At 43.0% G+C, this 23,955-nt stretch carries 16 protein-coding genes and 1 tRNA gene; 8 read left to right on the plus strand and 9 right to left on the minus strand.

Annotated features, from left to right (window positions below; genetic code table 11):
- Positions 1-155: 155 nt before the first annotated feature.
- The 4 genes from ACVBIL_RS03330 to ppsA all read right to left on the minus strand — a co-directional run bounded on the left by ACVBIL_RS03330 (position 156) and on the right by ppsA (position 6,831).
- Entirely contained in the window at positions 156-569 is a 414-nt protein-coding gene (locus ACVBIL_RS03330) for a MarR family winged helix-turn-helix transcriptional regulator (protein ID WP_447165571.1), read from the minus strand.
- Positions 570-725: 156 nt separating this feature from the next.
- Positions 726-1,169 (minus strand): DUF1285 domain-containing protein, encoded by a 444-nt coding sequence (locus tag ACVBIL_RS03335; RefSeq protein WP_447165572.1) that lies wholly within the window; start codon positions 1,167-1,169, stop codon positions 726-728.
- Positions 1,170-1,276: 107 nt separating this feature from the next.
- The gene (gene ydiJ, locus ACVBIL_RS03340; protein WP_447165573.1) at positions 1,277-4,318 is read right to left on the minus strand and encodes a D-2-hydroxyglutarate dehydrogenase YdiJ; all 3,042 of its coding nucleotides are present in this window, start codon (positions 4,316-4,318) and stop codon (positions 1,277-1,279) included.
- Positions 4,319-4,461: 143 nt separating this feature from the next.
- Entirely contained in the window at positions 4,462-6,831 is a 2,370-nt protein-coding gene (gene ppsA, locus ACVBIL_RS03345) for a phosphoenolpyruvate synthase (RefSeq protein WP_447165574.1), read from the minus strand.
- Positions 6,832-6,957: 126 nt separating this feature from the next.
- Between ppsA and ppsR the strand changes: the two genes are divergently transcribed.
- On the plus strand, positions 6,958-7,770 hold the full coding sequence (ppsR, locus tag ACVBIL_RS03350) for a posphoenolpyruvate synthetase regulatory kinase/phosphorylase PpsR (protein WP_447165575.1): 813 nt from the start codon (positions 6,958-6,960) through the stop codon (positions 7,768-7,770).
- A 190-nt stretch (positions 7,771-7,960) separates the two neighbouring features.
- A complete protein-coding gene (locus tag ACVBIL_RS03355) occupies positions 7,961-9,028 on the plus strand; it encodes a 3-deoxy-7-phosphoheptulonate synthase (RefSeq protein ID WP_447165576.1) in 1,068 nt (355 codons plus the stop codon).
- A gap of 70 nt (positions 9,029-9,098) precedes the next feature.
- Here the strand turns inward: ACVBIL_RS03355 and ACVBIL_RS03360 are convergent, their stop codons facing one another.
- Positions 9,099-9,668 (minus strand): GNAT family N-acetyltransferase, encoded by a 570-nt coding sequence (locus ACVBIL_RS03360; protein WP_447165577.1) that lies wholly within the window; start codon positions 9,666-9,668, stop codon positions 9,099-9,101.
- 146 nt (positions 9,669-9,814) lie between these two features.
- On the opposite strand from ACVBIL_RS03360, the gene ACVBIL_RS03365 reads away from it, so the two are divergent.
- Positions 9,815-10,243 carry an acyl-CoA thioesterase gene (locus ACVBIL_RS03365; protein ID WP_447165578.1) on the plus strand — a complete coding sequence of 143 codons (429 nt, stop codon included), beginning with the start codon at positions 9,815-9,817 and terminating at the stop codon, positions 10,241-10,243.
- 265 nt (positions 10,244-10,508) lie between these two features.
- A complete protein-coding gene (locus tag ACVBIL_RS03370) occupies positions 10,509-11,168 on the plus strand; it encodes a response regulator transcription factor (protein ID WP_447165589.1) in 660 nt (219 codons plus the stop codon).
- Between the two features lie 106 nt (positions 11,169-11,274).
- Here the strand turns inward: ACVBIL_RS03370 and ACVBIL_RS03375 are convergent, their stop codons facing one another.
- Positions 11,275-12,564, minus strand: coding sequence for an NAD(P)/FAD-dependent oxidoreductase (locus tag ACVBIL_RS03375; RefSeq protein WP_447165579.1), 1,290 nt, complete (start codon positions 12,562-12,564; stop codon positions 11,275-11,277).
- 349 nt (positions 12,565-12,913) lie between these two features.
- Between ACVBIL_RS03375 and ACVBIL_RS03380 the strand changes: the two genes are divergently transcribed.
- Positions 12,914-13,246 (plus strand): hypothetical protein, encoded by a 333-nt coding sequence (locus ACVBIL_RS03380; RefSeq protein ID WP_447165580.1) that lies wholly within the window; start codon positions 12,914-12,916, stop codon positions 13,244-13,246.
- A gap of 137 nt (positions 13,247-13,383) precedes the next feature.
- Here the strand turns inward: ACVBIL_RS03380 and ACVBIL_RS03385 are convergent, their stop codons facing one another.
- Complete coding sequence (locus ACVBIL_RS03385) at positions 13,384-16,815, minus strand: hybrid sensor histidine kinase/response regulator (RefSeq protein WP_447165581.1); 3,432 nt, start codon at positions 16,813-16,815, stop codon at positions 13,384-13,386.
- 173 nt (positions 16,816-16,988) lie between these two features.
- On the opposite strand from ACVBIL_RS03385, the gene acs reads away from it, so the two are divergent.
- The 3 genes from acs to ACVBIL_RS03400 all read left to right on the plus strand — a co-directional run bounded on the left by acs (position 16,989) and on the right by ACVBIL_RS03400 (position 21,223).
- Positions 16,989-18,941 (plus strand): acetate--CoA ligase, encoded by a 1,953-nt coding sequence (gene acs / locus ACVBIL_RS03390; protein WP_447165582.1) that lies wholly within the window; start codon positions 16,989-16,991, stop codon positions 18,939-18,941.
- Positions 18,942-19,117: 176 nt separating this feature from the next.
- Entirely contained in the window at positions 19,118-20,860 is a 1,743-nt protein-coding gene (locus ACVBIL_RS03395) for a DEAD/DEAH box helicase (protein ID WP_447165583.1), read from the plus strand.
- A 96-nt stretch (positions 20,861-20,956) separates the two neighbouring features.
- Positions 20,957-21,223 carry a GrxA family glutaredoxin gene (locus ACVBIL_RS03400; protein WP_442529464.1) on the plus strand — a complete coding sequence of 89 codons (267 nt, stop codon included), beginning with the start codon at positions 20,957-20,959 and terminating at the stop codon, positions 21,221-21,223.
- Between the two features lie 79 nt (positions 21,224-21,302).
- On the opposite strand, the gene ACVBIL_RS03405 is transcribed toward ACVBIL_RS03400, so the two are convergent.
- Together ACVBIL_RS03405 and ACVBIL_RS03410 are read right to left on the minus strand one after the other, a co-directional pair.
- Entirely contained in the window at positions 21,303-22,469 is a 1,167-nt protein-coding gene (locus ACVBIL_RS03405; protein WP_447165584.1) for a DcaP family trimeric outer membrane transporter, read from the minus strand.
- A 1,289-nt stretch (positions 22,470-23,758) separates the two neighbouring features.
- Positions 23,759-23,834, minus strand: a tRNA-Lys gene (locus tag ACVBIL_RS03410).
- Positions 23,835-23,955 lie beyond the last annotated feature (121 nt).

Raw genomic sequence — 23,955 nt, forward strand, 5'->3', positions numbered from 1 at the left:
CTCCTTTCGACGATTGGTATAATTATACTCATAAATGTTGGAGCGTGACGAGTTGAGCGGTCTAAATTAAGAGAGTATGAAAAGAGAGGCGTTTTAAAGTGGGACAAAACTTAAACACATAAAAAACCAAAACTACATCTGCTTTTTTATCGTAGCTAGTAACGATTGATTTTATTCAGCAACATTAAAAACGTCTGCCGTTCCTCTAGCGCTAAGTTATCTAAGAAGGCTTCGTTGACTCGTTCGGCTTCACGTACGAGATCTTGCTCAAGTGCTTTGCCGCTATCGGTGAGGTATATTTGAAAAGCGCGGCGATTTTCAGCATCTTGATGGCGAGTAATTAAGCCTTGCTGTTGTAATTGATCAAGCAGCCGAGTCATAGTGTAATTTGCCACATCACAGCGCTTAGAGAGCGTGGTTTGAGTAACGCCCTCTTCCTGCCATAGTGTAAACAACACAGGCCATAGTTTAATATCTAACTGGTATCTTTTAAGTCTTTGATCTAAAGAGTTTTGTAGATCGACATTTAAATGTGACACCAAATAACCTAGACTCTCAAATCGATTCAATCAGCACCTCCACGGCTTATTAGGGCTTCATTTAATCTTATCACTTACAATATAAGAAACTAGCCTTTATGGGCGCTTATTGTACACATTCATTCAAATAGCTTATAAATCATTATGTTGATTGAAGACAAATCAGCAGGGTCTGCATCGTTGTTTTTAGGCGATATACGCATCAATAAAACGATAATAACAAGCCCGATTTAGCCTAGCTTCAACGCCTCTTTCCAGCGTGATAGTAATGCAGTCCTCATCAACAATAAACTGTTCAAAATCTTTAATATTATGTTCACTATTAATACTCGTTTTGAGCCAGAAGATCGCATCATCATTAGCTTGATAGTCAACAATGATTAACGCTTGTTTAGCAACCGTTACCCGCATCTTTTCAACAGGCGTGATAAGGAAATATTCACCATCAATACGATGTAAAATACTGGCAAAAAGCTTACAAAACTTAATGGGTAATGCTTCGCCACGATATAGCCATTCACCATTTTTAATAATCTCAAATAGCGCTTGTTCTGCACATAATGGTGCCCCTTGCGTTAACGAAGAGATTGCTTCTATCGCACCCGATGAATGAGTATCTTTTGATGTCATCTGTACCTCTATTGTCTTGTTAGCGGCCTAGCAATAAGTCTTTAATAAGTCTTTAATAAGCCTTAAAAGTAAAAAACTAGCCAGAAGCTAGTTTTTTACTGAGTGGATTAAAGCAGGTTTAACAAAGCCTCGAGCGGATGTTTTGGCTTAAAACCGCTAAAGCGTTTGACCTGACTTCGACAAGAGTAGCCTGAAATTAACACTTGAGATTGCGGTAACTGAGATAGAGTCTGCTCCCACGACATTTCATAGAGCGTTTTTGAGCGCTGTAAGTTTTCAGCTTCATGGCCGTAAGTCCCCGCCATGCCGCAGCAGCCTAAGTTAACCGTATTGAGCTTTGCGCCAAAGTGCTCAAAAATCCCCTGCCATTCGTTAGCTGTATTTGGTTTAGCCGTTGATTCAGTACAATGACTAAACCAAGTAAACTCGCGTTCGCTAATATCATCTTGGCTCCACTCACGAGTGGGCTGACCTTCAAGTATTTCTAGTAACCATTCATTGGCCAATTTAACGTGGAACTTACCTCTAGCGCCACCAAGCACCTCTGCATACTCATCGCGATAACAAAGCACTAAAGCTGGATCGATGCCGACCATAGGCATATCCAGTTTTGCCACTTCATTTAAAAAGTCAGCTGTTGATTTGGCTGTACGAGCAAATTTATCTAAGAAACCTTTAATGTGAATAGGCTTACCATTAGGTTTAAATGGCAATAAAACGGGCTTCTTACCTAACTTTTCAATTAGCTGAATAAAGTGGTAAACCGTTGCGGCTTCATAAAAACTATTAAAAGGGTCTTGTACTACCAGCACATAGTCACTGCGATCGTTTTCTGGAATTTTTTGTAGCGCCGCTAAATCGTAGCCGCGACTTGAGTGACCTTCTAAACGCTGTTTTAGGGTGGGGACAGATAACGCTGGCGCGTCGACATAGCCCAGTGACTTCTTAATGACCCATTTACTTAGGCTATTTTGTGATACAGCATTAACCAGCCTTGGCGCCGTTGCCATTAATGGCAGTGAATCTTCAATGCCTGCGACTAAATAGTCTTTAACTGGTCGCAAATAGCGTTGATAGTAAATTTCAAAAAATTGCGCTCTAAATTTGGGGACATCCACTTTTACAGGGCACTGACTAGAACACGCTTTACAAGCCAAGCAACCTTTAAGCGACTCCATGACTTCATGGGAGTAATCGTATTCTTTATCGATTTTCAGCGTGTTCTGGGCGCGCTGTAGCCAACCTAGTGGCTTAGTGCGTGCCAGCTCATTAACATCAATACCTTCAGCTTCGAGCAAACGCAGCCATTCGCGCATTAAACCTGCACGCCCCTTGGGTGATTGTACTCTGTCACCTGTCACTTTAAACGACGGACACATAGGCGAATAGGCGCTGTAGTTAAAGCATAAGCCATTGCCGTTACAGTTCATTACATCGGGGAAAGCTTCTCGGGTTTTAATCGGGATTTGTCTATCGAATGCCCCGCGCTTTACGCTGTCGACGTTATACAGCATTGGGCCGCTGTTTTTAGGCGCCACCAGCTTACCAGGGTTGAGCTTGTTGTTAGGGTCAAATAAGCCTTTAACTTCTTCTAACAAGCCGTATAAATGCTCGCCAAATACCGCCGGGCCATATTCACCGCGTACCCCTTTACCGTGCTCGCCCCACATCAAGCCACCATATTTAAGGGTTAACTCGGCCACTTGGTCAGAAATGGTTTTAAGTAAACGTTCATCTTGCTCATCACACATATCAAGCGCTGGGCGCACGTGCAAGACCCCTGCATCGACATGACCAAACATGCCGTATTGCAGTTGATGGTTATCGAGTAGTGTTCTGAACTCTAATATAAAGTCAGCCAGCTTCTCTGGTGGCACAGCGGTATCTTCAGCAAATGCGATTGGCTTACGCGTGCCTTTGGCTGCACCTAATAACCCCACTGCTTTTTTACGCATCGCGTAAATGGTGTTAATGCTGGCTTTATCGGATGTGACTTGATAACCCAGTAGTCCCGCTTCATTTTGCGAGTTCAGCATCGACTCGAGTTTAGCGACTCGCTCCTCGACATCCGCTTGCGAGCCTGCAAACTCCACCATATTAAGACCATCAATCTCTTTACCCGGCACATCTTCAATAAGCGATGACACCGAATGCCAAATAATGTCTTGTTTAGCGAGGTTGAGTACTTTTGAATCGACGGTTTCAACAACGGTTGCATTAGCTTTGACTAAATCCGGTGCGTGGCGCAGCGCTGATTCAAACGAATCGTACTTGATATTAACCATCATCCGGCACGTCGGTAGTGGCGTAATATTAAGCTTTGCCTCGGTGATCACCGCAAGCGTGCCTTCAGATCCTGCTAAAATTCGAGATAAGTCAAAGTGTTCTAATTTGTCATCCCAAACATTTTTAAGATCATAACCCGTTAAAAAACGGTTTAGTTTCGGAAAGCGCTGCTCAATTTGCTCGCGATTGGCTTTGCACATATCAGCAATACTTGAGATGAGCTGTTGCCCCAAAACGTTGTCGGTTACGGAGCCAACGTCAGCCAATTGTGCCGAACTTAGCGGCTGAGTATTCAGCTCGCTGCCGTCAAATAAGATACTGGTCAATCCAAGGACATGATCGGAGGTTTTACCGTAAACTAAGGAGCCTGCTCCTGAGGCATCGGTATTAATCATGCCACCTAAAGTCGCGCGGTTGGAAGTCGATAAGTCAGGACTAAAGAAAAAACCATGAGGACGCAGCGCATCATTTAACGCATCTTTTATCACGCCCGCTTGCACTTTGACCCAACCTTCAGCGGCATTAACCTCGAGCACTTGGTTCATGTAACGCGACATATCTACGATGATGCCATGAGTCAACGATTGGCCGTTAGTACCAGTGCCACCGCCTCTTGCGCTAAATACCACACTATCAAACTCACTTCTTGCAGCGAGTAACAGCGCAGCTTGTACATCACGTTGTGATTGCGGGTAAATCACCGCTTGGGGTAAAAACTGATAGACAGAGTTGTCGGTCGCTTGAGCTAAACGTGCGCTATAACGAGTATCGATATCGCCCGAGAATGCGCCTTCTTCTAATGCTGTTAAAAAAGAAAGATAAATCGGTTCAAGCGTTTGTTGATGCGATAACTTGGGTAACATAGCGGCTTCTGTTAATTATTATTCTTAGGGTATGCCAGCATTATAAACAAAAAAAAGCCGCTAAATAGCGGCTTTTTTAATGTTTCTAATGAAATGTTAAATCGCGCAGATTACACAATCCATTTTATTCGCTAACGAGGCTGTTATTTATGAGCTTCAGCTAGGTATAACCAAGTGTCAATAACGGTATCAGGGTTAAGTGAAACGGTATCAATACCTTGCTCTACTAACCAAGCAGCAAAGTCAGGGTGATCTGATGGGCCTTGTCCACAAATACCAACATACGCACCTTTCGCTTTGGCCGCTTTAATTGCAAGAGACAGTAGCGCCTTAACCGCTTCATTACGCTCATCAAATAGATGGCTAATGATGCCAGAATCTCGGTCAAGACCAAGAGTCAACTGAGTTAAGTCGTTAGAACCGATAGAGAAACCGTCGAAATGCTCTAGGAACTGCTCTGCAAGCAATGCGTTTGAAGGCAGCTCACACATCATAATAACGCGTAGACCGTCTTTACCACGCTCTAGACCTTGCTCTTTAAGCAATTCAATCACTTGCGCCGCTTCATCTAGGGTACGTACGAATGGGATCATGATTTCAACGTTCTTCAGACCCATATCGTTACGAACACGCTTAATCGCTTCACACTCTAATGCAAAACAATCACGGAACGATTCAGAGATGTAACGGCTAGCACCACGGAAGCCCAACATTGGGTTTTCTTCCTCAGGCTCGTAACGGTCACCACCAACCAAATTAGCGTATTCGTTTGACTTAAAGTCAGACATACGAACAATCACTTTCTTTGGATAGAAAGCAGAACCGATAGTCGCAATGCCTTCAACAAGACGTGCCACGTAGTATTCTACTGGTGACTCATAACCCGCGATCATCTCGTGGATCTCTTGTTGCAGTTCAGCAGTTTGGTCGTTGAACTCAAGCAGTGCTTTAGGGTGAATACCAATCATGCGGTTAATGATGAACTCAAGACGCGCAAGACCTACACCTTCGTTAGGAAGACGGGCAAAGTCGAATGCACGGTCTGGGTTACCCACGTTCATGGTGATCTTCATTGGCAGATCTGGCATTGAATCTACGCGTGATGAAATCACTTCAAAGTCTTGTAGACCACTGTAGATAAAGCCTGTATCACCTTCGGCACAAGAAACGGTAATCTCTTGACCATTTTTGATGCGTTCAGTCACATCGCCACAACCAACAACTGCTGGTACGCCTAACTCACGAGCGATAATAGCTGCGTGACAAGTACGGCCACCACGGTTAGTTACAATAGCGCTTGCACGCTTCATGATGGGCTCCCAATCTGGGTCCGTCATGTCAGTAACTAATACATCACCTGGTTGGATTTGATCCATGTCTTCGATTGACTTAAGCACCTTGGCAACACCTTTACCAATCTTATGACCAATCGCACGACCTTCACAAACGACGTCACCTTGAGTTTTAAGGTGGTAACGCTCAATAAGCTGCACATCTTCACGAGAACGAACAGTTTCAGGACGAGCCTGCACGATATACAACTTACCGTCGTTACCGTCTTTAGCCCATTCGATGTCCATTGGACGACCGTAATGCTTCTCGATAGTCATAGCTTGCTTAGCAAGTTCTTGTACTTCAGCATCGTTGATAGAGAATTCGCGGCGCTTATCTGCTGCGATATCTTCAATCTTAACTTGCTTACCATGAGATTCATCATCTGAATACACCATTTGGATAAGCTTGCTACCTATGTTACGGCGTACAACCGCTTTATGGCCAGCTACAAGGCTTGGCTTATGAACATAGAACTCGTCAGGGTTAACCGCACCTTGAACAACCATTTCACCTAGGCCAAATGAAGAAGTAATAAATACTACGTCATTGTTGCCAGATTCAGTGTCCATGGTGAACATAACACCAGAAGCCGCTGTATCTGAACGCACCATACGCTGAATACCAGCAGAGAGTGCGACACCTTTATGGTCATAACCTTGATGAACACGGTATGAGATAGCACGGTCATTAAACAAAGAAGCAAATACATGCTTAGTTGCTTCTAAAACGGCTTCATAACCCTTAACGTTTAGGAATGTTTCTTGTTGGCCAGCAAATGATGCGTCAGGCATATCTTCTGCCGTTGCTGAAGAGCGAACTGCAAACGAAGCATCACTTGTTTCAGAGCTCAGCTTTTCGTACGACTCACGAACTGCTTGCTCAAATTCTGGGTGGAATGGAGTATCGATAACCCACTGTCTAATCTGTGCACCGGCTGTAGCGAGTGCGTTCACGTCATCTACATCTAGAATTTCTAGAATTTCGTATATCTTCTGGTTAAGTCCACTTTGTTCAAGAAATTCATTGAACGCAAAAGATGTTGTCGCAAATCCACCTGGCACTTGAACGCCTGCATTTGATAGATTGCTGATCATCTCACCAAGAGAAGCGTTCTTGCCGCCTACCTTGTTAACATCGCCCATGCCTAATTCTTGATACCAGAGTACGTATTGCTGCACAGTTTTTATCTCCGCAAGTATATTTTAGTGTGGCTCTTCACACGAGAGCAGAGGCATCTTACACTCCATGACAAGAAGCGTAAATGTATAATTTTATTTGTAATTTTATTACTACAAGAGGTCAAAATGTTACGTAAAGTATTCTATATCTCAGATGGGACAGCGATCACAGCAGAGGTATTCGGTCATGCCGTACTTTCTCAATTTCCTTTGGAATTTGATGCACTTACAATCCCGTTTGTAGAGACGAAAGCGAAAGCGGAGGCTGTAAAGGCTCAAATAAATGATTGTTTTATTACAACAGGTGAACGCCCCCTCGTTTTCCACTCCATCGTAAAACCAGAGATCCGTGATGTCATCTATAGCAGTGAAGGCTTAGATTATGACTTTTTGAACACTTTTGTGGCGCCATTAGAGAAACAACTAGGGATTGCTGCTGCGCCGGCAATTCATCGCACCCATGGTAAAACCAATGACAGTTATGAAGCCCGTATCGATGCCATTAACTACGCGATGGAAAATGATGACGGTCAAACCATGAAACATATGGATAAGGCCGATCTCATTTTATTAGGTGTATCGCGCTGCGGTAAAACACCATCAAGCCTCTACCTTTCTATGCAGTTTGGTATAAAGGCAGCCAACTATCCTTTTACTGAGGATGATATGGATAACTTAAAACTGCCTGATGCCTTAAAACGTAATAAACAAAAGTTATTTGGGTTAACTATCGATCCTGAGCGATTACATGAAATTCGTCAAAGCCGTATGTCGGATAGTCGCTACTCTTCATTACGCCAATGTCGATTGGAAGTAAAAGAAGTCGAAATGATGTACAAACGTGAGCGCATCCCTTTCGTCAATACCACTAACCATTCCGTGGAAGAGATCGCCACTAAGATCATCGAAGCAACAGGCTTAGAACGTCATATGTTCTAAATGTACAGCAAAGCAGTACCATCGAAATTAAAGGCTTTTTAACGTTAAAGCCTTTAATTTATATCAAATAAATATCGATATCGTGGAAATTAGCGTCATTTTTAAGGCAATTGCCACTGTGCACAGCCAAACTATTAGTTATAATCCGAGTAATTAAGGCGAAAGCCCATACGAACGCTCGGTATTGTGAATGACCATTAAAACAGACGAACTACGCACCTCCCTTTTATGTAAGGTAATTTCACCTGCACAACTCGCTTCTGAATATCCTTTAACGCAAGATGCAGCTGACTATTTAGTCCAGCAGCGCCACGAAGTTGAAGCCATTATTAATGGTGATGATCAACGCTTACTTGTGATTATAGGCCCATGCTCAATTCATGACACAGAAGCAGCACTTGATTATGCACAGCGCTTAGCTGAGCTGCATCAGCATTACAAAGATGATTTATGCATCTTGATGCGTGTTTACTTTGAAAAGCCTCGCACCACTGTCGGTTGGAAAGGTCTTATTTCTGATCCGGATTTAGACGGCAGCTTTAGCCCTAATAAAGGTCTACGTAAAGCCCGCCATCTTTTACAACAGATCACTGAACTTAAGCTACCTATCGCCACTGAGTTTTTAGACATGGTAAACGGTCAATATATTGCTGACCTGATTACCTGGGGTGCAATTGGCGCACGTACCACCGAGAGCCAGATTCACCGCGAAATGGCTTCTGCACTTTCTTGTCCGGTTGGTTTTAAAAACGGTACTGACGGCAATATTGATATTGCCGTTGATGCCGTTCGCGCAGCGCAAGCACCGCACATCTTCTACTCACCGGACAAAGATGGTGCAATGGCTGTATACCGTACACATGGTAACCCATTTGGCCACATTATTTTACGTGGTGGTAAAGAGCCTAATTACCACAGCGATGACATTCAAAAAGCCGCAACGCAACTTGATAGTGTTGGCGTGACTCAGCGTATGGTTATCGATTTTAGCCATGGCAATAGCCAAAAAATGCATAAAGAACAGCTGAATGTTGCCGACTCTATTATGCAACAGATGGTGCAAGGCTCTACCGCGATTGCAGGCATTATGGCTGAAAGTTTTATTGAAGAAGGCAATCAGAAAGTCGTTGCAGGAACTGAGCTTATCTACGGCAAGAGTATTACCGACGCCTGCATTGACTGGGAAGACTCAAAAATCTTATTAAGTGATTTAGCCAAAGCGTCACGTGCTAGAATCGACTTACTGAAGCAAAAGTAAGCTTTAAGTGAAAAAGCAGAAAACGTACCCACTCACCGAGTCGGTACGTTTTTTTATGCCTTTAGCATCATTATGCTGAATCAGTGCAATGCTCAGGATTTAACTTTGAACTTAATATATGATCTTGCCAACGCCCTGCGATCTTAAGATACGATCTTGCTAAGCCTTCGTTTTCAAAACCCAATCGTTTAAGCACCACGGCACTGCGTTCATTATCAGCAATATAATTTGCCATTATTCGGTGAAGACCAATAACAGTAAACATGTGGTTTGTTGCCGCCTCCAAGATCTCCAGCATATAACCTTTTCCTTGATGCTTTTTCGCAATGGAATAGCCAAGATTACATGCTTGAAAGTTACCGTGAACAATATTGGTAAACTTGCATACGCCTACGATTTCAGTTCGTTGCTTATTCATTGCCGCAAACTTTATCGCGGCTCCTGATTGATACAATAATTGAGTCTGACACAATTGGTCCTGCCATCTAGCAAGAGTATAGAAATCAGCTGTTCTTTCAGGCTCCCACTTAGATAAGTGATGTTTATTTTCAATGTAATAACCAAGCATTAGTTCGGCTTGGCTTTCATCTAAAACGACAAGTACTGTTCTATTCGTTTCAATTTCTACTGTTTTTTCCATCATTGTCCGTAATAAAGTAAAAGTTTAAGAGTGACAAGTCGCTGAAACAAGCAAGCCTCTTGCTAATCACTATCGGCTCAACCTGTTATAAAATTACAAAAACGGCTATAATCTCGCCTCATTAATGCATAACCATAGGTTGCCGTATGCCGTTAACTCAGACTCTCAAGCAGTTTCCTGAAGAGGTCGCCGTTCGAATCGAACAATCAGAAGCTCGCGTTATCAAAGCTGTATTCCCATCAATCACCAATCATCACAACACGCTCTTTGGTGGTGAGGCGTTAGCGTGGATGGATGAAACCGCTTTTATTGCTGCCACACGTTTTTGCCGTAAGCCGTTAGTGACCGTGAGTTCTGACAGAATTGATTTTAAAAAACCTATCCCTGCGGGTTCGTTAGCCGAGATTATTGCCAGAGTTATTCATGTCGGTAATACCTCAATCAAAGTCGAAGTGAATATTTTTGTTGAAGACATGTATCAAGACTTAAGGGATCACGCTATACGTGGGGTATTTACCTTTGTCGCCGTTGACGAGCAAAGAAAGCCGACTGCAGTTTGGCCACCCCATAGTTAAATAGCGTAGCAAAAACCACTAACTGAGGGCTAGATAGTTAGCCCTTCGCTCTAGTATTTATTCGCTAACTGTTAGCCATTATCTTTAATACTCAGATTCTCTGGCCTTTGCAAAATAGTATTGCCTCCCACCATAGACCAAAGTCTAACTTCTGTGTTTATTTTAACAAATAATAACTTTTCCAGCCTAAAGCCATAGAATCTCTTGTCATTTATCTGTTACATTGAACTATCTTCACGTGCAACCAAAACTACCCTATAAAGCCATGAAGCCTGAAAACTTAAATATAATAATAGCTGATGACCACCCGTTATTTCGGAACGCACTTAGACAAGCACTATCGTCTGAGTTTACCAATACGCAATGGTTCGAGGCAGATAGCGCTGATGCGCTACAAGTACTACTTGAAAATCGTGATATTGAATACGACGCTGTGTTGTTAGATCTACAGATGCCGGGTTCTCACGGTTACTCGACGCTAATTCACCTCAGAACGCATTTCCAATATTTGCCTGTTGTGGTTATCTCTGCGCATGAAGATAATCTAACGATTAGTCGTGCTATCCATTATGGTAGTTCAGGATTTATTCCAAAATCATCTTCAATGGAAACCTTAGCCGAAGCGCTACAAGCGGTGCTTTTGGGTGATGTCTGGCTACCAAAAAACGTCGAGCTACAAGAGATCAATGAAGATGAAACTAACCAAATGGCCAGTAAACTTGCTGATCTCACCCCTCAGCAATATAAAGTGCTGCAAATGTTTGCTGAAGGTTTACTCAATAAACAAATTGCTTACGATTTAGGTGTCTCTGAGGCCACGATTAAGGCTCATGCAACTGCAATATTCAGAAAACTTGGTGTAAGAAACCGCACTCAAGCGGTAATTTCACTTCAGCAACTAGCAATGGATAAAGTTGATATTTAAACTTTTAGCAAAGTATCCCTCTCTATAGCACACAACGCTTCGAATACTCGAAGCGTTGTGTGCTTTTAGTGTTAACTCAACTTAACGCCCGCTTGCTCAACCTCAATTATCGAAAGTTTTCCATCACCTTGTAATACATCATGCCTAACGCTAGTGCCTGATTTCCAAACCACTCGTTAACAGGAATACGGTGATGCGACATCTGAGCAAACAGATCAAACTCTTGTTGTTGACCAATAACAGCACTTGCCATGATCTCTCCCATAATATGAGATGTCGCCACGCCATGGCCGGAATAACCTTGGCAGTAATAGACATTCGCTGACAATTTACCTAATTGCGGGATCCGATTCAGTACAATCCCAGCCATCCCCGTCCATTCAAACTCGATATCAACGTCTTTAAGTTGCGGGAAAGTACGCTCGATTGCAGGTCTCAACTCTGCGGCTACATTTTTAGAATCCCGGCCAGAGTAATTGGTTCCACCGCCGAACATTAAACGGTTATCAGCGGTTAATCGGTAATAATCGAGCACAAAACGCGTGTCGTACACCGCGACATCTTTAGGAATTAAATTTTGAGCTATTTCTGGTGACAATTGAGCCGTTGCACAGTTGCCCAATGAGGCCGGAAACAACATTCCACGCAATTTATTACGGGCTAATTTATGATAGGCGTTCCCCGCTAATACTGCGCTATTAGCAACCACTTTCCCCTTAGCCGTTGTCACTGTAACAAGCGGCCCATCATCAATATCCACCACAGCTGAATGCTCAAAGATCTGCGCGCCAAGGCTTTCAGCGGCCTTTGCTTCTCCAATACACAAATTAACCGAGTGCAAATGCATATTACGCTTATTAAGCAGTCCACCATGATAAAGAGGTGTATTCACATATTGCCCGAGTTGCGTTTTATCTAACATTGCCAATTCGCTTTCCATGCCGCGCTGACAAGCTTCATTATAGGTTTTCTCAAGCTCTTTTAAATGACTCATTTTATAAGCAGTATGTATATGCCCATATTTTAAATCACATTCAATATTGTACTTTTTAACGCGTTCTTTAATGATCTCATGTCCACGCCAACGCATATTCCAAACATATTGCTCCGCATCTGCGCCGATACAATTTCTCAGCTGCTTTGTCATGGCTTCATCACCAGATAGGCTACCAGTCACTTGCCCCCCATTACGCCCGGTTGCTCCCCATGCAATTTTATTCGCTTCTACAATAGCAACCTTATATCCCTTTTCAGATAGCTCTAAGGCAGTGGCAACTCCGGTAAAGCCTCCACCGATAATGACCACATCAACACGGATCTCCCCTTCTAACGTAGGGTAGTCAGTTTCACTATTAATGGTGGCGTTATAATACGAGTTGCAGCGAGGTTCGGACATATCGATTCCCTTTGAGTAATGAGTTACTTCTTGTTTTATATTTTTTACATATTTACAGTTTTGTTCAGTATATCCATCTAAGCGCCAAGATCAACAATAGAAAAAGCACCGAAACCAAAATTAAAATTAAAAAATTCATACTTTGTCCATCCTGCGTCTACGTATGCTTGCGCTTGATACGGTTAACTTGATTCGAAGCTATAACTTGTCTAGGTAGATATCAGCGACTACCTTCAATAAAGGGCGTCACATTTACAAATCAACCAATACTTAATTATCGCAAGCAGTCCCGGGAACGTGCCGTGGATGAGATATGCAAAACTGACAACTTATAACCAAGGAAAGCAATATGAAAAAATTCGGTCTAGTAATGATTATTTTAATGCTTAGTGCCTGCGCCTCTTCTCCTGCAACCTGGAAAGGTATGTCAGAAAGTGATATCGCGGCATGGAAAGAAATAGGTTTTAACGCAGAGCAGGCGCAACAGTGGAATAGTGCAGGATTTAATGCCGAGCAATCGAGTCAATGGGCCAAGGCTGGATTTGATTTACAAAATGCCCAAGGCTGGAAGGATCAATCCTTTACTGCTGAAGAAGCGAAAAGCTGGAAGACAAGTGGTTTTGATCTAGAGACTGCACTTGAATCACGAGATCAAGGGCTGACTCCTGTGAAAGTGGAATAACAGTGGGCTACAGCAAGTAATGAGTAACACGATGTTTAATTCATCTTTGTAGAAATCACGACTCCAGACGCTAAAAAGTTGAATGAAAAAAGAGTAGAAGTAAGCTATCTACGTACTTCTACTCTTACTTACAGCTATTATGTCTTTTTGACTAAGCTTGAAATGAGTGCCCTTAATGCCGCCGGTTTAACCATTTTCGCCATGTAGTGATAGCCACGCTTATGCATATCATCAATAAGATCTTTACGGGTATTGGCAGTAATCAATATTCCAGGCAGATGCTCTCCGTAAAGGCTTCGAATACCGTCCATTGCATCTACTCCGTTTTGACCATCATCCAAATGGTAGTCAGCAAGTACAATGTCAGGTGCAACCCCTTTAAGTCCGAGCTTAATTCGAGCATCTGCGAGATCTCTTGCACAGATAACGTCACACTGCCAACGACTGAGTAAACTTTCCAACCCTGCCAAAATGGCTTCTTCGTTATCAATGCACAACACTTTAACACCCGCGAGTGGTTGCAGTAATGACTGTACTTTCTTTGGTTTGTTGGGCGCGGTATTCTTCTCACCTAATGGCACTCGAATTGAGAACACCGAGCCAGTTCCAAGTTCAGAGCTAACATTAATGTTATGAGATAATACTCGGCTAATCCTATCTGCAATCGCCAAGCCCAGCCCTAAACCACTGACATTTTTGCTCTCTGGATTATCTAAGCGTTTAAACTCTTTGAAGATCTCTGTTGTCTCACTTTCGTCAATGCCACAGCCAGTATCGATAACCTGGATCTCTAATTCAGTACCGCGGTGACGACAACCTAATAACACTCGATTACCTTTTGCATAGCGATAAGCATTAGTTAAAAAGTTTTGCAGCACTCGACGCAATAAGCTTGGATCTGAATTGATAGTGGCTGAGCTCGATACAAAGCTAAACTTAATCAAGCAATCCTTAGACATTGCATCAAATTCAACGGCTAAACCATCAAGTAGATCTGCAATGGCAAAATCTCGGCGATTCACCTCAATCATGCCAGAATCCAATTTTGAAATATCCAGCAAATCTGTTAGTAGTTCGCCCGCTATTTTTAGGGAACTATTAACATGGTTTAGCGTAGTTTTCCCCTCTTGATCAAGATTGGGGTATTGCGACAATGAAGCGGTAAATAATCTTGCCGCATTTAACGGCTGCATCAAGTCATGCCCTACCGCGGCTAAGAAACGACTCTTTGAAGCATTTGCCATCTCTTCTTGGGTCTTAGCTTCAAGTAACTGACTATTAAGCAATGCGAGCTCATAGGTACGCTCTTTCACTCTTGCCTCTAATGTTTCATTGGCTTCTTGCAACGCTTTGGCTTGCAAACGATATTGAGTAATATCGGTAAAGGTCATCACAAAGCCGCCATCAGGCATAGGATTACCTTGGATTTTAATCACCTTACCATCACGACGTTGCCTTTCTGATACATGTGGCGTGCCATTACGCATATGCTGCACACGTTTCTCTACTTGTGCCTCTATCTCTCCTTCGCCGCAATAACCGCGCTCAGCATTAAAACGAACGACATCACTAATTGGCATACCCGCTTGTAAGAAGTTATCAGGATAACCATAAAGCTCAGCGTATTTATAGTTCCAGGCGACTAAGTTAAGATCTTTATCCACCACACTCATACCTTCATAAGCATGCTCAATAGCCCCACGCAACATATCTTGGCTTAGAATTATTTTTGAAGATGCTTCATCTACTAGGCTAAAAACTTCATCAAGTGCTAAATCACGACCTTGCAAAACAGAATCAAGTACCAGAGATGCACTTGACGCCCCTAATACCCCGGCTAACATGTGCTCTGTGTGGGCGATAAGTTCTGGCGGCGCCACTTTATGCCAGCTATCACTTTTTACCGCCTCTTCAGAAAATGCAGAAAAGCTCTCATAAGCACGGGTTGGACTGACAAAGCGGCTGGCGAGAATAAGTAAGTCTTGCTGTGAAACCGCGACACTCTTACGATTATTGTCTTTTTTAAGCTGACCAGGTGTAACAAAAGCACTTGCTTGCATACGTTCAGCAACGCCAGCTCTAAACCACACAGAGCCCAACATATAGCATGCACAGTTTGCTAATAGAGCCGTTAAGATATCGCGAACATTAGGGGTAATTGACTCAAGTAATGCAAACTCCGTGGTAACTAATGTCGGTGAATTCACCGCACCTTGCAGTAAAATATAACACCAACAGCCAAACCCCACCGCGAGCCCTAGAAACACTCCACTGCGATTACCGTGCTTCCAGTACATACCGCCTATCAATGCGGGGGCCAGCTGGGCAAATGCTCCAAAAGACAACATACCTAACGATGATAGCGAGTCATTGTCCATAAACGACAAGTAACTGAAATAACCTAGACTCAAAATGAGGACAATTGCTAGGCGCCTAGCATTTAACAGAAGCTGCGAAAATTGACTAAAATTACGTGCTTTAATCTGCCCAGTACGTAGCATTAATGGCACTAGCCACTCATTACTCACCATCACACTTATGGTCACCACGGCAACTATCACCATGCCAGTCGCAGCAGAAAGTGTACCTAGCAGTGCAACTACAGCCAGCCAAGGCTGATTAAGTGCTAAAGGAAGATTAATAACATAAGTATCGGCCGCTACGGCATCACCCAGTAATAATTTACCAGCAAGTGCGAGGGGCGCAACAAACAAGCCAAATAACAATAAATAGAGAGGAAATAGCCAACGTGCTTTTAAGATGGTTTTTTCATTTTCACACTCCACCATCATCACGTGAAACTGCCTAGGCATGCATAAGAAAGCTGCCATGCCAACTAATAGCTCCGGCATTAAAGACTCTAACCGAATGTTAGGATTATTGATTAAATCACGCTCGCTAGCTTGTTGCCAGATATCCCCAAAGCCATCAAACACACTAAAGCTTATCACGCCTCCCACTAACAAAAAGGCACCGAGCTTCACCAGCGACTCGAAGGCGATAGCCAGCATCATACCCGGGTTGTGCTCTGTTGCATCCAGTTTTCGAGTACCGAATAAAATCGCGAATACCGCCAAAATTGCGGTAATAATTAACGATACTTTCGCGCCATCAAACAGCGCGCCGTCCGGCTGGAACAAATTCAGGCTAAACACCATAGCTTTAAGCTGCAATGCGATATAAGGCATGATGCCAAACAGGGCTATAAGGGTGACAATAGCTGCGAGTAACTGAGATTTGCCATATCGCGCCGCAATAAAGTCGGCAACAGAGGTAATATTTTGCGCTTTGGAGACAATGACCATTTTGCGTAGCAAGCTAAAACCAAACACAAAAATAAGGATCGGACCAAGAAAAATAGGTAAGAACGACCAAAGGTCTTGCGCTGATTGACCAACGGTACCGAGAAAACTCCAAGACGAACAGTAGACCGCAAGACTTAAACCATAAATCCAGGTCTGGAGCCGCTTGGTGATCCCGCTGAACCAACGCTCAGCGCCCCAAGCGAGAAGAAACAGTAATAGCACGTACACAATGGCAATAGTGCCTACCAATACAGTCAAATTCATAGGATTCTCTTTTTTTAACTATTCTGCGGTAAAAATCGAATGAGATCCAGCCAAATGAAAATTACAACCAACTAAAAAATAAGGATATTATTTTACTAGACCAAGGTCTAATAGAGAAAGTCCCCTCTCCCAATCCATACTCAGCTTACGCATTATTAGATAAGGGAAGCCCAATGAGCACGCAGTCTCTCTATAAAGTTCCAAGTGAAATCGCTGCAAACGCACTTGTAAACGATGAACAATATAAAAAAATGTATCAGGAGTCGATTGTAAACCCTGAAGGTTTCTGGAGAGAACACGGCAACCGTATCGACTGGATCAAACCTTTTACTAAGGTAAAGAAAACCTCTTTCGACGACCACAATTTGTTTATTAAGTGGTTCTATGACGGCACGCTCAACGCATCCGCAAACTGTTTAGACAGACACTTAGAGCACAATGCCGATAAGCTGGCGATTATCTGGGAAGGCGATGACGCAAAAGATCAGCGCACCCTTACCTACGGCGAGCTACATGCGCAAGTCTGTAAATTTGCAAATGCACTTCGAAGCCAAGGCGTACGCCGTGGCGATGTAGTCACTATTTACATGCCAATGGTCCCAGAAGCGGCTGTTGCTATGCTTGCTTGTGCACGAATTGGTGCCATTCACTCTGTTGTTTTCGGTGGTTTCTCGCCTGACTCAATTGCATCACGCGTGATTGATGGTAATTCAAAAGTAATTATTACCGCCGATGAAGGCGTTCGTGCTGGCCGTATCATTCCGTTAAAGGCCAATATCGACGAAGCACTTTCTCATCCAGATGTTGATTGCATCGAAAAAGTCATCGTCATGAAGCGCACTGGCGGCGATATAAATTGGGTTGAAGGACGTGATATCTGGTGGGAGTCTTTGATGGAAACCGCATCAGAGCATTGTGTTGCTGAAGAGATGGGCGCAGAAGATCCATTATTCTTACTGTATACATCAGGCTCTACCGGTAACCCAAAGGGTGTACTACATACCACTGGCGGTTACATGGTCTACGCTGCCATGACTCATGAGTATGTATTTGACTACAAAGAAAACGAAGTCTATTGGTGTACTGCCGATGTAGGTTGGATCACTGGCCATTCCTATATGGTTTACGGCCCGCTTGCCAATGGCGCAACGGTACTTATCCACGAAGGTGTGCCTAATTATCCAAGCCCTGCACGTCTAGGCGAGATGGTTGACCGCCATAAAGTAAACATTCTTTATACCGCCCCGACACTTATCCGCGCCCTAATGGCAGAAGGTAAAGAGCAGTTTGCAAATTTTGATGGCAGCTCACTACGCATTATGGGCTCGGTAGGTGAACCAATTAACCCTGAGGCTTGGCGCTGGTACAACGATGTTATTGGCCATGAAAAGTGCCCAATTGTTGATACTTGGTGGCAAACCGAAACCGGCGGCATTTTGATCAGCCCACTCCCCGGTGCGACCGACACAAAACCAGGTTCTGCAACCCGTCCGTTTTTTGGCGTACAGCCAGCGCTTGTCGATAATATGGGTAACATTGTTGATGGCGCTAACGAAGGTAACTTAGTTATCTTAGACTCTTGGCCTGGACAGATGCGCACCGTATTTGGTGACCACGATAGATTTGTGTTGACCTATTTCAAAACCTTTAGAGGCATGTACTTTACAGGTGATGGCGCTAAGCGTGATGAAGATGGTTACTATTGGATCACTGGCCGAGTTGATGACGTGATTAACGTTTCGGGTCACCGACTAGGTACAGCCGAAGTAGAAAGCGCTCTGGTTGCTCATGAACTGGTAGCCGAGGCCGCTGTTGTGGGTTACCCACACGACATCAAAGGGCAAGGGATTTACGCCTATGTCACTTTAACCAAGGGTGCAGTTGAAACTGAAGAGCTTCGCCAAGAACTGCGTCAATGGGTAAGAAAAGAGATTGGTGCCCTTGCAACTCCAGATCTTATTCAATGGGCTGGCGGTTTACCTAAGACGCGTTCAGGTAAAATCATGCGCCGATTCCTACGTAAGATTGCAGCAAATGAAGTCACTAACTTAGGCGACTCCTCTACGCTTGCAGATCCAGCGGTAATCGATACCTTAATTGAAAGCCGACTTAACCGTAGCGAGTAAATAAGCCAAGAAAGCGCTATTGTTTGACCTCCCTAGCCCCTCTCAGAGGGGCTTTTTTTATGCCTCATCTTGCGCTGGAAAGTCGTCATAAAACAATCCTCAAAATTTTGCTTATCGCATTGAGCCAAATGTGGGATCATTTCATTTATAAAGTCGTATTTAATTAGGTCCTTTTCGTGCAACTGAGAGATTATCAGCAGCAATCTGTTGACGCTGCGATTCAACATTTCAAATCAAGTTATGACTCCGCAGTTTTGGTTTTACCCACTGGCGCAGGTAAAAGTATCGTCATCGCTGAACTTGCCAGAATCGCCAAAGGCCGTGTGTTAGTGCTTACGCACGTTAAGGAATTAGTTGCTCAAAATGCAGAAAAAGTGGGGCTACTAACCACCGAAGCTAAAATCTACTCGGCGGGACTCAACCAAAAGTCCACCGACGGTAAAACAGTGGTTGCCAGTATTCAATCAGCGGTAAAACAGCCCAGTCAATTTGATGAGCCATACAGCTTAGTGATTATCGATGAGTGCCATCGTGTTAGCCCTGATAAAGATAGCCAATATCAGCAGTTACTCACTCACTTAAAGTCTAAAAATAGTCGCATTAGATTACTTGGGCTAACCGCAACGCCCTACCGACTCGATTTAGGCTGGATATATCGCCATCATTACCACGACAAGGTTGGCAACACCGAAAAACCTGTATTTGAAAAGTGTATATTTGAACTGCCAATGCGCCCACTGATAAAACAAGGTTTTTTAAGTCAACCTAAGATATTTGATGGACTCAGTGCTCAATATGACTTTAGTGAACTAACGGCCTCGGCAACGGGTGAATATAATGAAAAAGAAGTTAACTCCATTCTTAACCATTGTGGCCGTGCCACCACTGCTATCGTTAAGCAGTTAATCGCCCTGGGCCAGCACCGCCAAGGGATCATTATTTTTGCCGCCACGGTGAAACATGCTGAAGAGGTTGTCACCAAGCTTGCTGGTGAATCAGTTGCCCTGATTACCGCAAAGACCTCTCGTGACGATAGAGATTCGTTAATTGACGCTTTTAAAGCAAAGCAAATTAAATACCTCGTTAATGTCGCTGTATTAACAACGGGGTTTGATGCACCTCACGTTGACCTTATCGCTATATTGCGCCCTACCGCTTCTGTAAGCCTTTTTCAGCAAATGGTTGGGCGCGGTTTAAGAGTTGATAAAAATAAGACTGAGTGCCTTGTTATTGATTATGCTGCCAACGGCTATGATCTGTTCTACCCAGAAGTGGGTCAACCCAAGCCCAACAGTAAATGTAAGCCTGTGCAGGTACACTGCCCTGTGTGCGACTTTGCTAATATTTTTTGGGGCTTAACCGATGACGATGGTGACATAATTGAGCACTTTGGCCGTCGCTGTCAGGCACTAATAGAAAAGGAAGGTCGCAAAGAACAATGCGATTTTAGGTTTCGCTCTAAAGCCTGCCCTAATTGCGGTGAAGAAAATGATATTGCCGCCAAAGTATGCCAGCACTGCCAGGCCATTTTGGTCGATCCTGATAAACGCTTAAAAGAAGTGTTACAGCAAAAACACCACCACCTATTTAAATGCCAAAGTATGGTATTGGAGCCGCAAGAACAACGCTTAGTGGTTAGGTATATCGATATTGATGGCAATGATTTTTGCCGTTACTTCAAGATGCAGACTCCGGCACAAATTCGCGCGTTGTTTGCCTTGTTCATTTTCCCGCACAGCCGTACGCCTGGCCTAAAACATAAGAAATACCAAACAGCAAAACAACTCTCTGATGATGCGACACTGTTTAGAAGGCCAGACCTGTTATTACTGAAAAAAGGTAAAAAAGGCTGGGAACTGATGGAGACTATTTTTGATTACAAAGGTCGTTATCAAACTGATAAGTCACAATTTGAATAAAAATCAGCAATACGATTAACATGACCTCTAATATCGATTAGAACAATTGCAATAGCTATGATATAAAGTGCTCAAGCTATTTTTGAGGAAGCTATTATGTTCGTTGTTATTTTTGGTCGTCCAGGTTGCCCATATTGTGTTCGTGCAGTCCAAGTTGCTGAGCAACTTACAGAAAAACGTGAAGATTTTAAATTCAAGTATGTTGATATCCACGCTGAAGGGATCAGCAAAGCGGACTTAGAAAAGACAGTTGGTAAGCCGGTCGAAACCGTCCCACAGATCTTTGTTGACCAAGTTCATGTTGGTGGCTGTACTGAGTTCGAACAATATGTAAGAGATAACAACTTAATGCCAGCAGCATAAAGTTAATCACAATAAAAAAGGAGGCTACCGCCTCCTTTTTTATTGCACTCAGTCGCACTTAATAAGTCTTTTTGCTCAACTAGAGTACATATTTCATAGAGAAGATGACGCGATTCAGTTCACCGTCTACACCATTTTCTTTGGTGTTTTTCGCATACATATACTCAACACCCACTGTTAATGGTTTAACTGGCGAATAAAGTAAGTTGATATAGCCTGAATAAGAGTCCTTATTTACAGTCCCACCTGAAAGAGCAACCTTATTATCCGCTTTAAAACCCGAACCTGTGATACTGGTTCTCCATTTATCATTCCACCAGTGACGATAAGAAATAAAGCCACCATATGACTCAATGGTCTGAATATTACCTTTAGCATCAAGTACGCCAGCGTTGGCATAGTTAAGCGCCATATAACGCCCTAAGCCTTCACCATAGGTAGCAGACATCTTGATATCATCTTGACCCACTGGGATAACACCAGTGAAACTCAAACCATAACCGAATTCTGACGAATCTATAGGATTAGCTGTATTTTTATTCATTTCGACATTTAACTGACGAGCAAGGCCTGCAAAAGTAAATGCCATACCACTTTCAGTTTTCATGTTATAGCGAGCGACAAAATCAGGAACCATCCCACTACCACTGGTTATACGACTGCTACCACCTGTTGCATTGCGGTAACTATTAACCGTTGTCTCAGGGTTTTCTGCCGAGAACTGGAAGCCACCATTAGTGTATCTAACCTGACTTTGACGAACAAAGGGGGTACCATCTGCCGCGCCAACAAAATCGAGATTTTCAGGTAGTGCTCCCGGATTTTGGAAAGTGGTCCACATCTGTCCAGCGGCCCAATTATCAAAACTCACAAATGCTTGACGAATACGTGGCGAGTAGCTATTGGACACGCGCTCGTTACCATTATCCGTAGTCATAAAGTCGAGTTCAATAAAGCCTGATAACTTATGACCATCAAGATCTGTAGATGTTTTAAAGTTAAACCGTGATTCTCGTGCTTGAAAATCGACGACTTGCTTACCATTACTGGGATCGCCATAAATTGTACCTGGCACATAAAATTGTCGAGATAAACTACCTGAACCTGGCGCACCATTGCTGTAATCACTAAACATTACATCTGCTTTGACATAACCACCAAATTTAAACTCAGTATCAGCTTGGACACCGAAGCTCATTGCTGCAATAGTTGCCGCACCAATAAGCGTTAATTTTGCTTGTTTCATTCCCTTTCTCCCTGATATTTTTATTATCCATACAAAATATGACCGAGTTAACAACTAGGCAACATTAGCAATAGGTCTATCAGACCAAGGTAGAACACTCATCGCTAATTAATCACATCCGCATTTAACGATTAAAATATTAGTAAAGAATTATACAAAGTGTTAATTCTAGATAAGAAATTGATCCACTATACTGCTGGTGACAATAAAGACATTACAGTTATCCGCTTGGAAGTAAAATTCGGAAGCCTATCAAGCTTTCTTTAAATAGTTAACAAATTCAAACACTTAATAGAAACAAAATGCTTCACCTCTTCTTTTGACACAAATTTGAAATCTTAGTGTAACGCTTGAAAATATATTTAAGACTATTATAAAAAATGGCGGAACTTAGCAATACAGATCTCTAGTAACCTTGCTTCTCTCAAACAAAACTATCTACTTCAATTCCATTTCAGCGTAATTAAAGCGACAGTTCCAAACTTTTATAAGTGCGCAAACACTCCCCAGAATTGATTTCGCTGCTTGCTAGGCTGGTGTCTCCTCATTAATCTCGACAATGGCTAACTCAAACTAATCCTAAATTGTATGGGGTAAGGAACATTGCAGCTTATCAATTAGAAGCTTCGACCAATTCGACAAAGGATAAATCCAACCCCATGTTCAATAATAAACAGCAATGTGATACTGACTAATATTAAAGGCTGACTGCGATTTTAAAATCATACAGAGAAGAGTATTGGACATAAAACTAACAAGTCGTGAGTCGTGAGTTGTGAGTTGTGAGTTGTGAGTTGTGAAGGATTCGAACTTTCGAGCAATTGAACTAATTAAACAGAGAGTAAAGCTAACTGTATGATCAATAATTAGCAGGATCAATTATGCATTCGACTAAGCTATCAACGCATAATCTATCGGTATAGGTACAGATATAGTTACATAAAACGAATAGACGGTGTACTTGCTAGTGATATTTCTGACTGAATAGGGAAAGTATATCGAGGATATTTGATAAGTGGTGGGCTGTGAAGGATTCGAGCCTTCGAGCAATGTGCTAGTTAAGAGTAAAGCCAACTGCGCTCTTATTAAAAAGCATCGACTGAGCTAATATCTCACTAACTTACCTCTACGTGTTTAATCACTTGTAGAAAAGTGGTGGGCTGTGAAGGATTCGAACCTTCGACCAATGTGGTAGTTAAGAGTAAAGCCAACTGCGCTCTTATTAAAAGCATCGACTGAGCTAATATTTCACTAACTTACCTCTACGTGTTTAATCACTTGTAGAAAAGTGGTGGGCTGTGAAGGATTCGAACCTTCGACCAATTGGTTAAAAGCCAACTGCTCTACCGACTGAGCTAACAGCCCCCTTGGGTATTGCGTCTCTGAATTCATCTGCTTTGCAAGCAAATCCACTTTCAGAAAAGTGGTGGGCTGTGAAGGATTCGAACCTTCGACCAATTGGTTAAAAGCCAACTGCTCTACCGAC

The sequence above is a fragment of the Shewanella sp. 125m-7 genome (assembly GCF_052977045.1).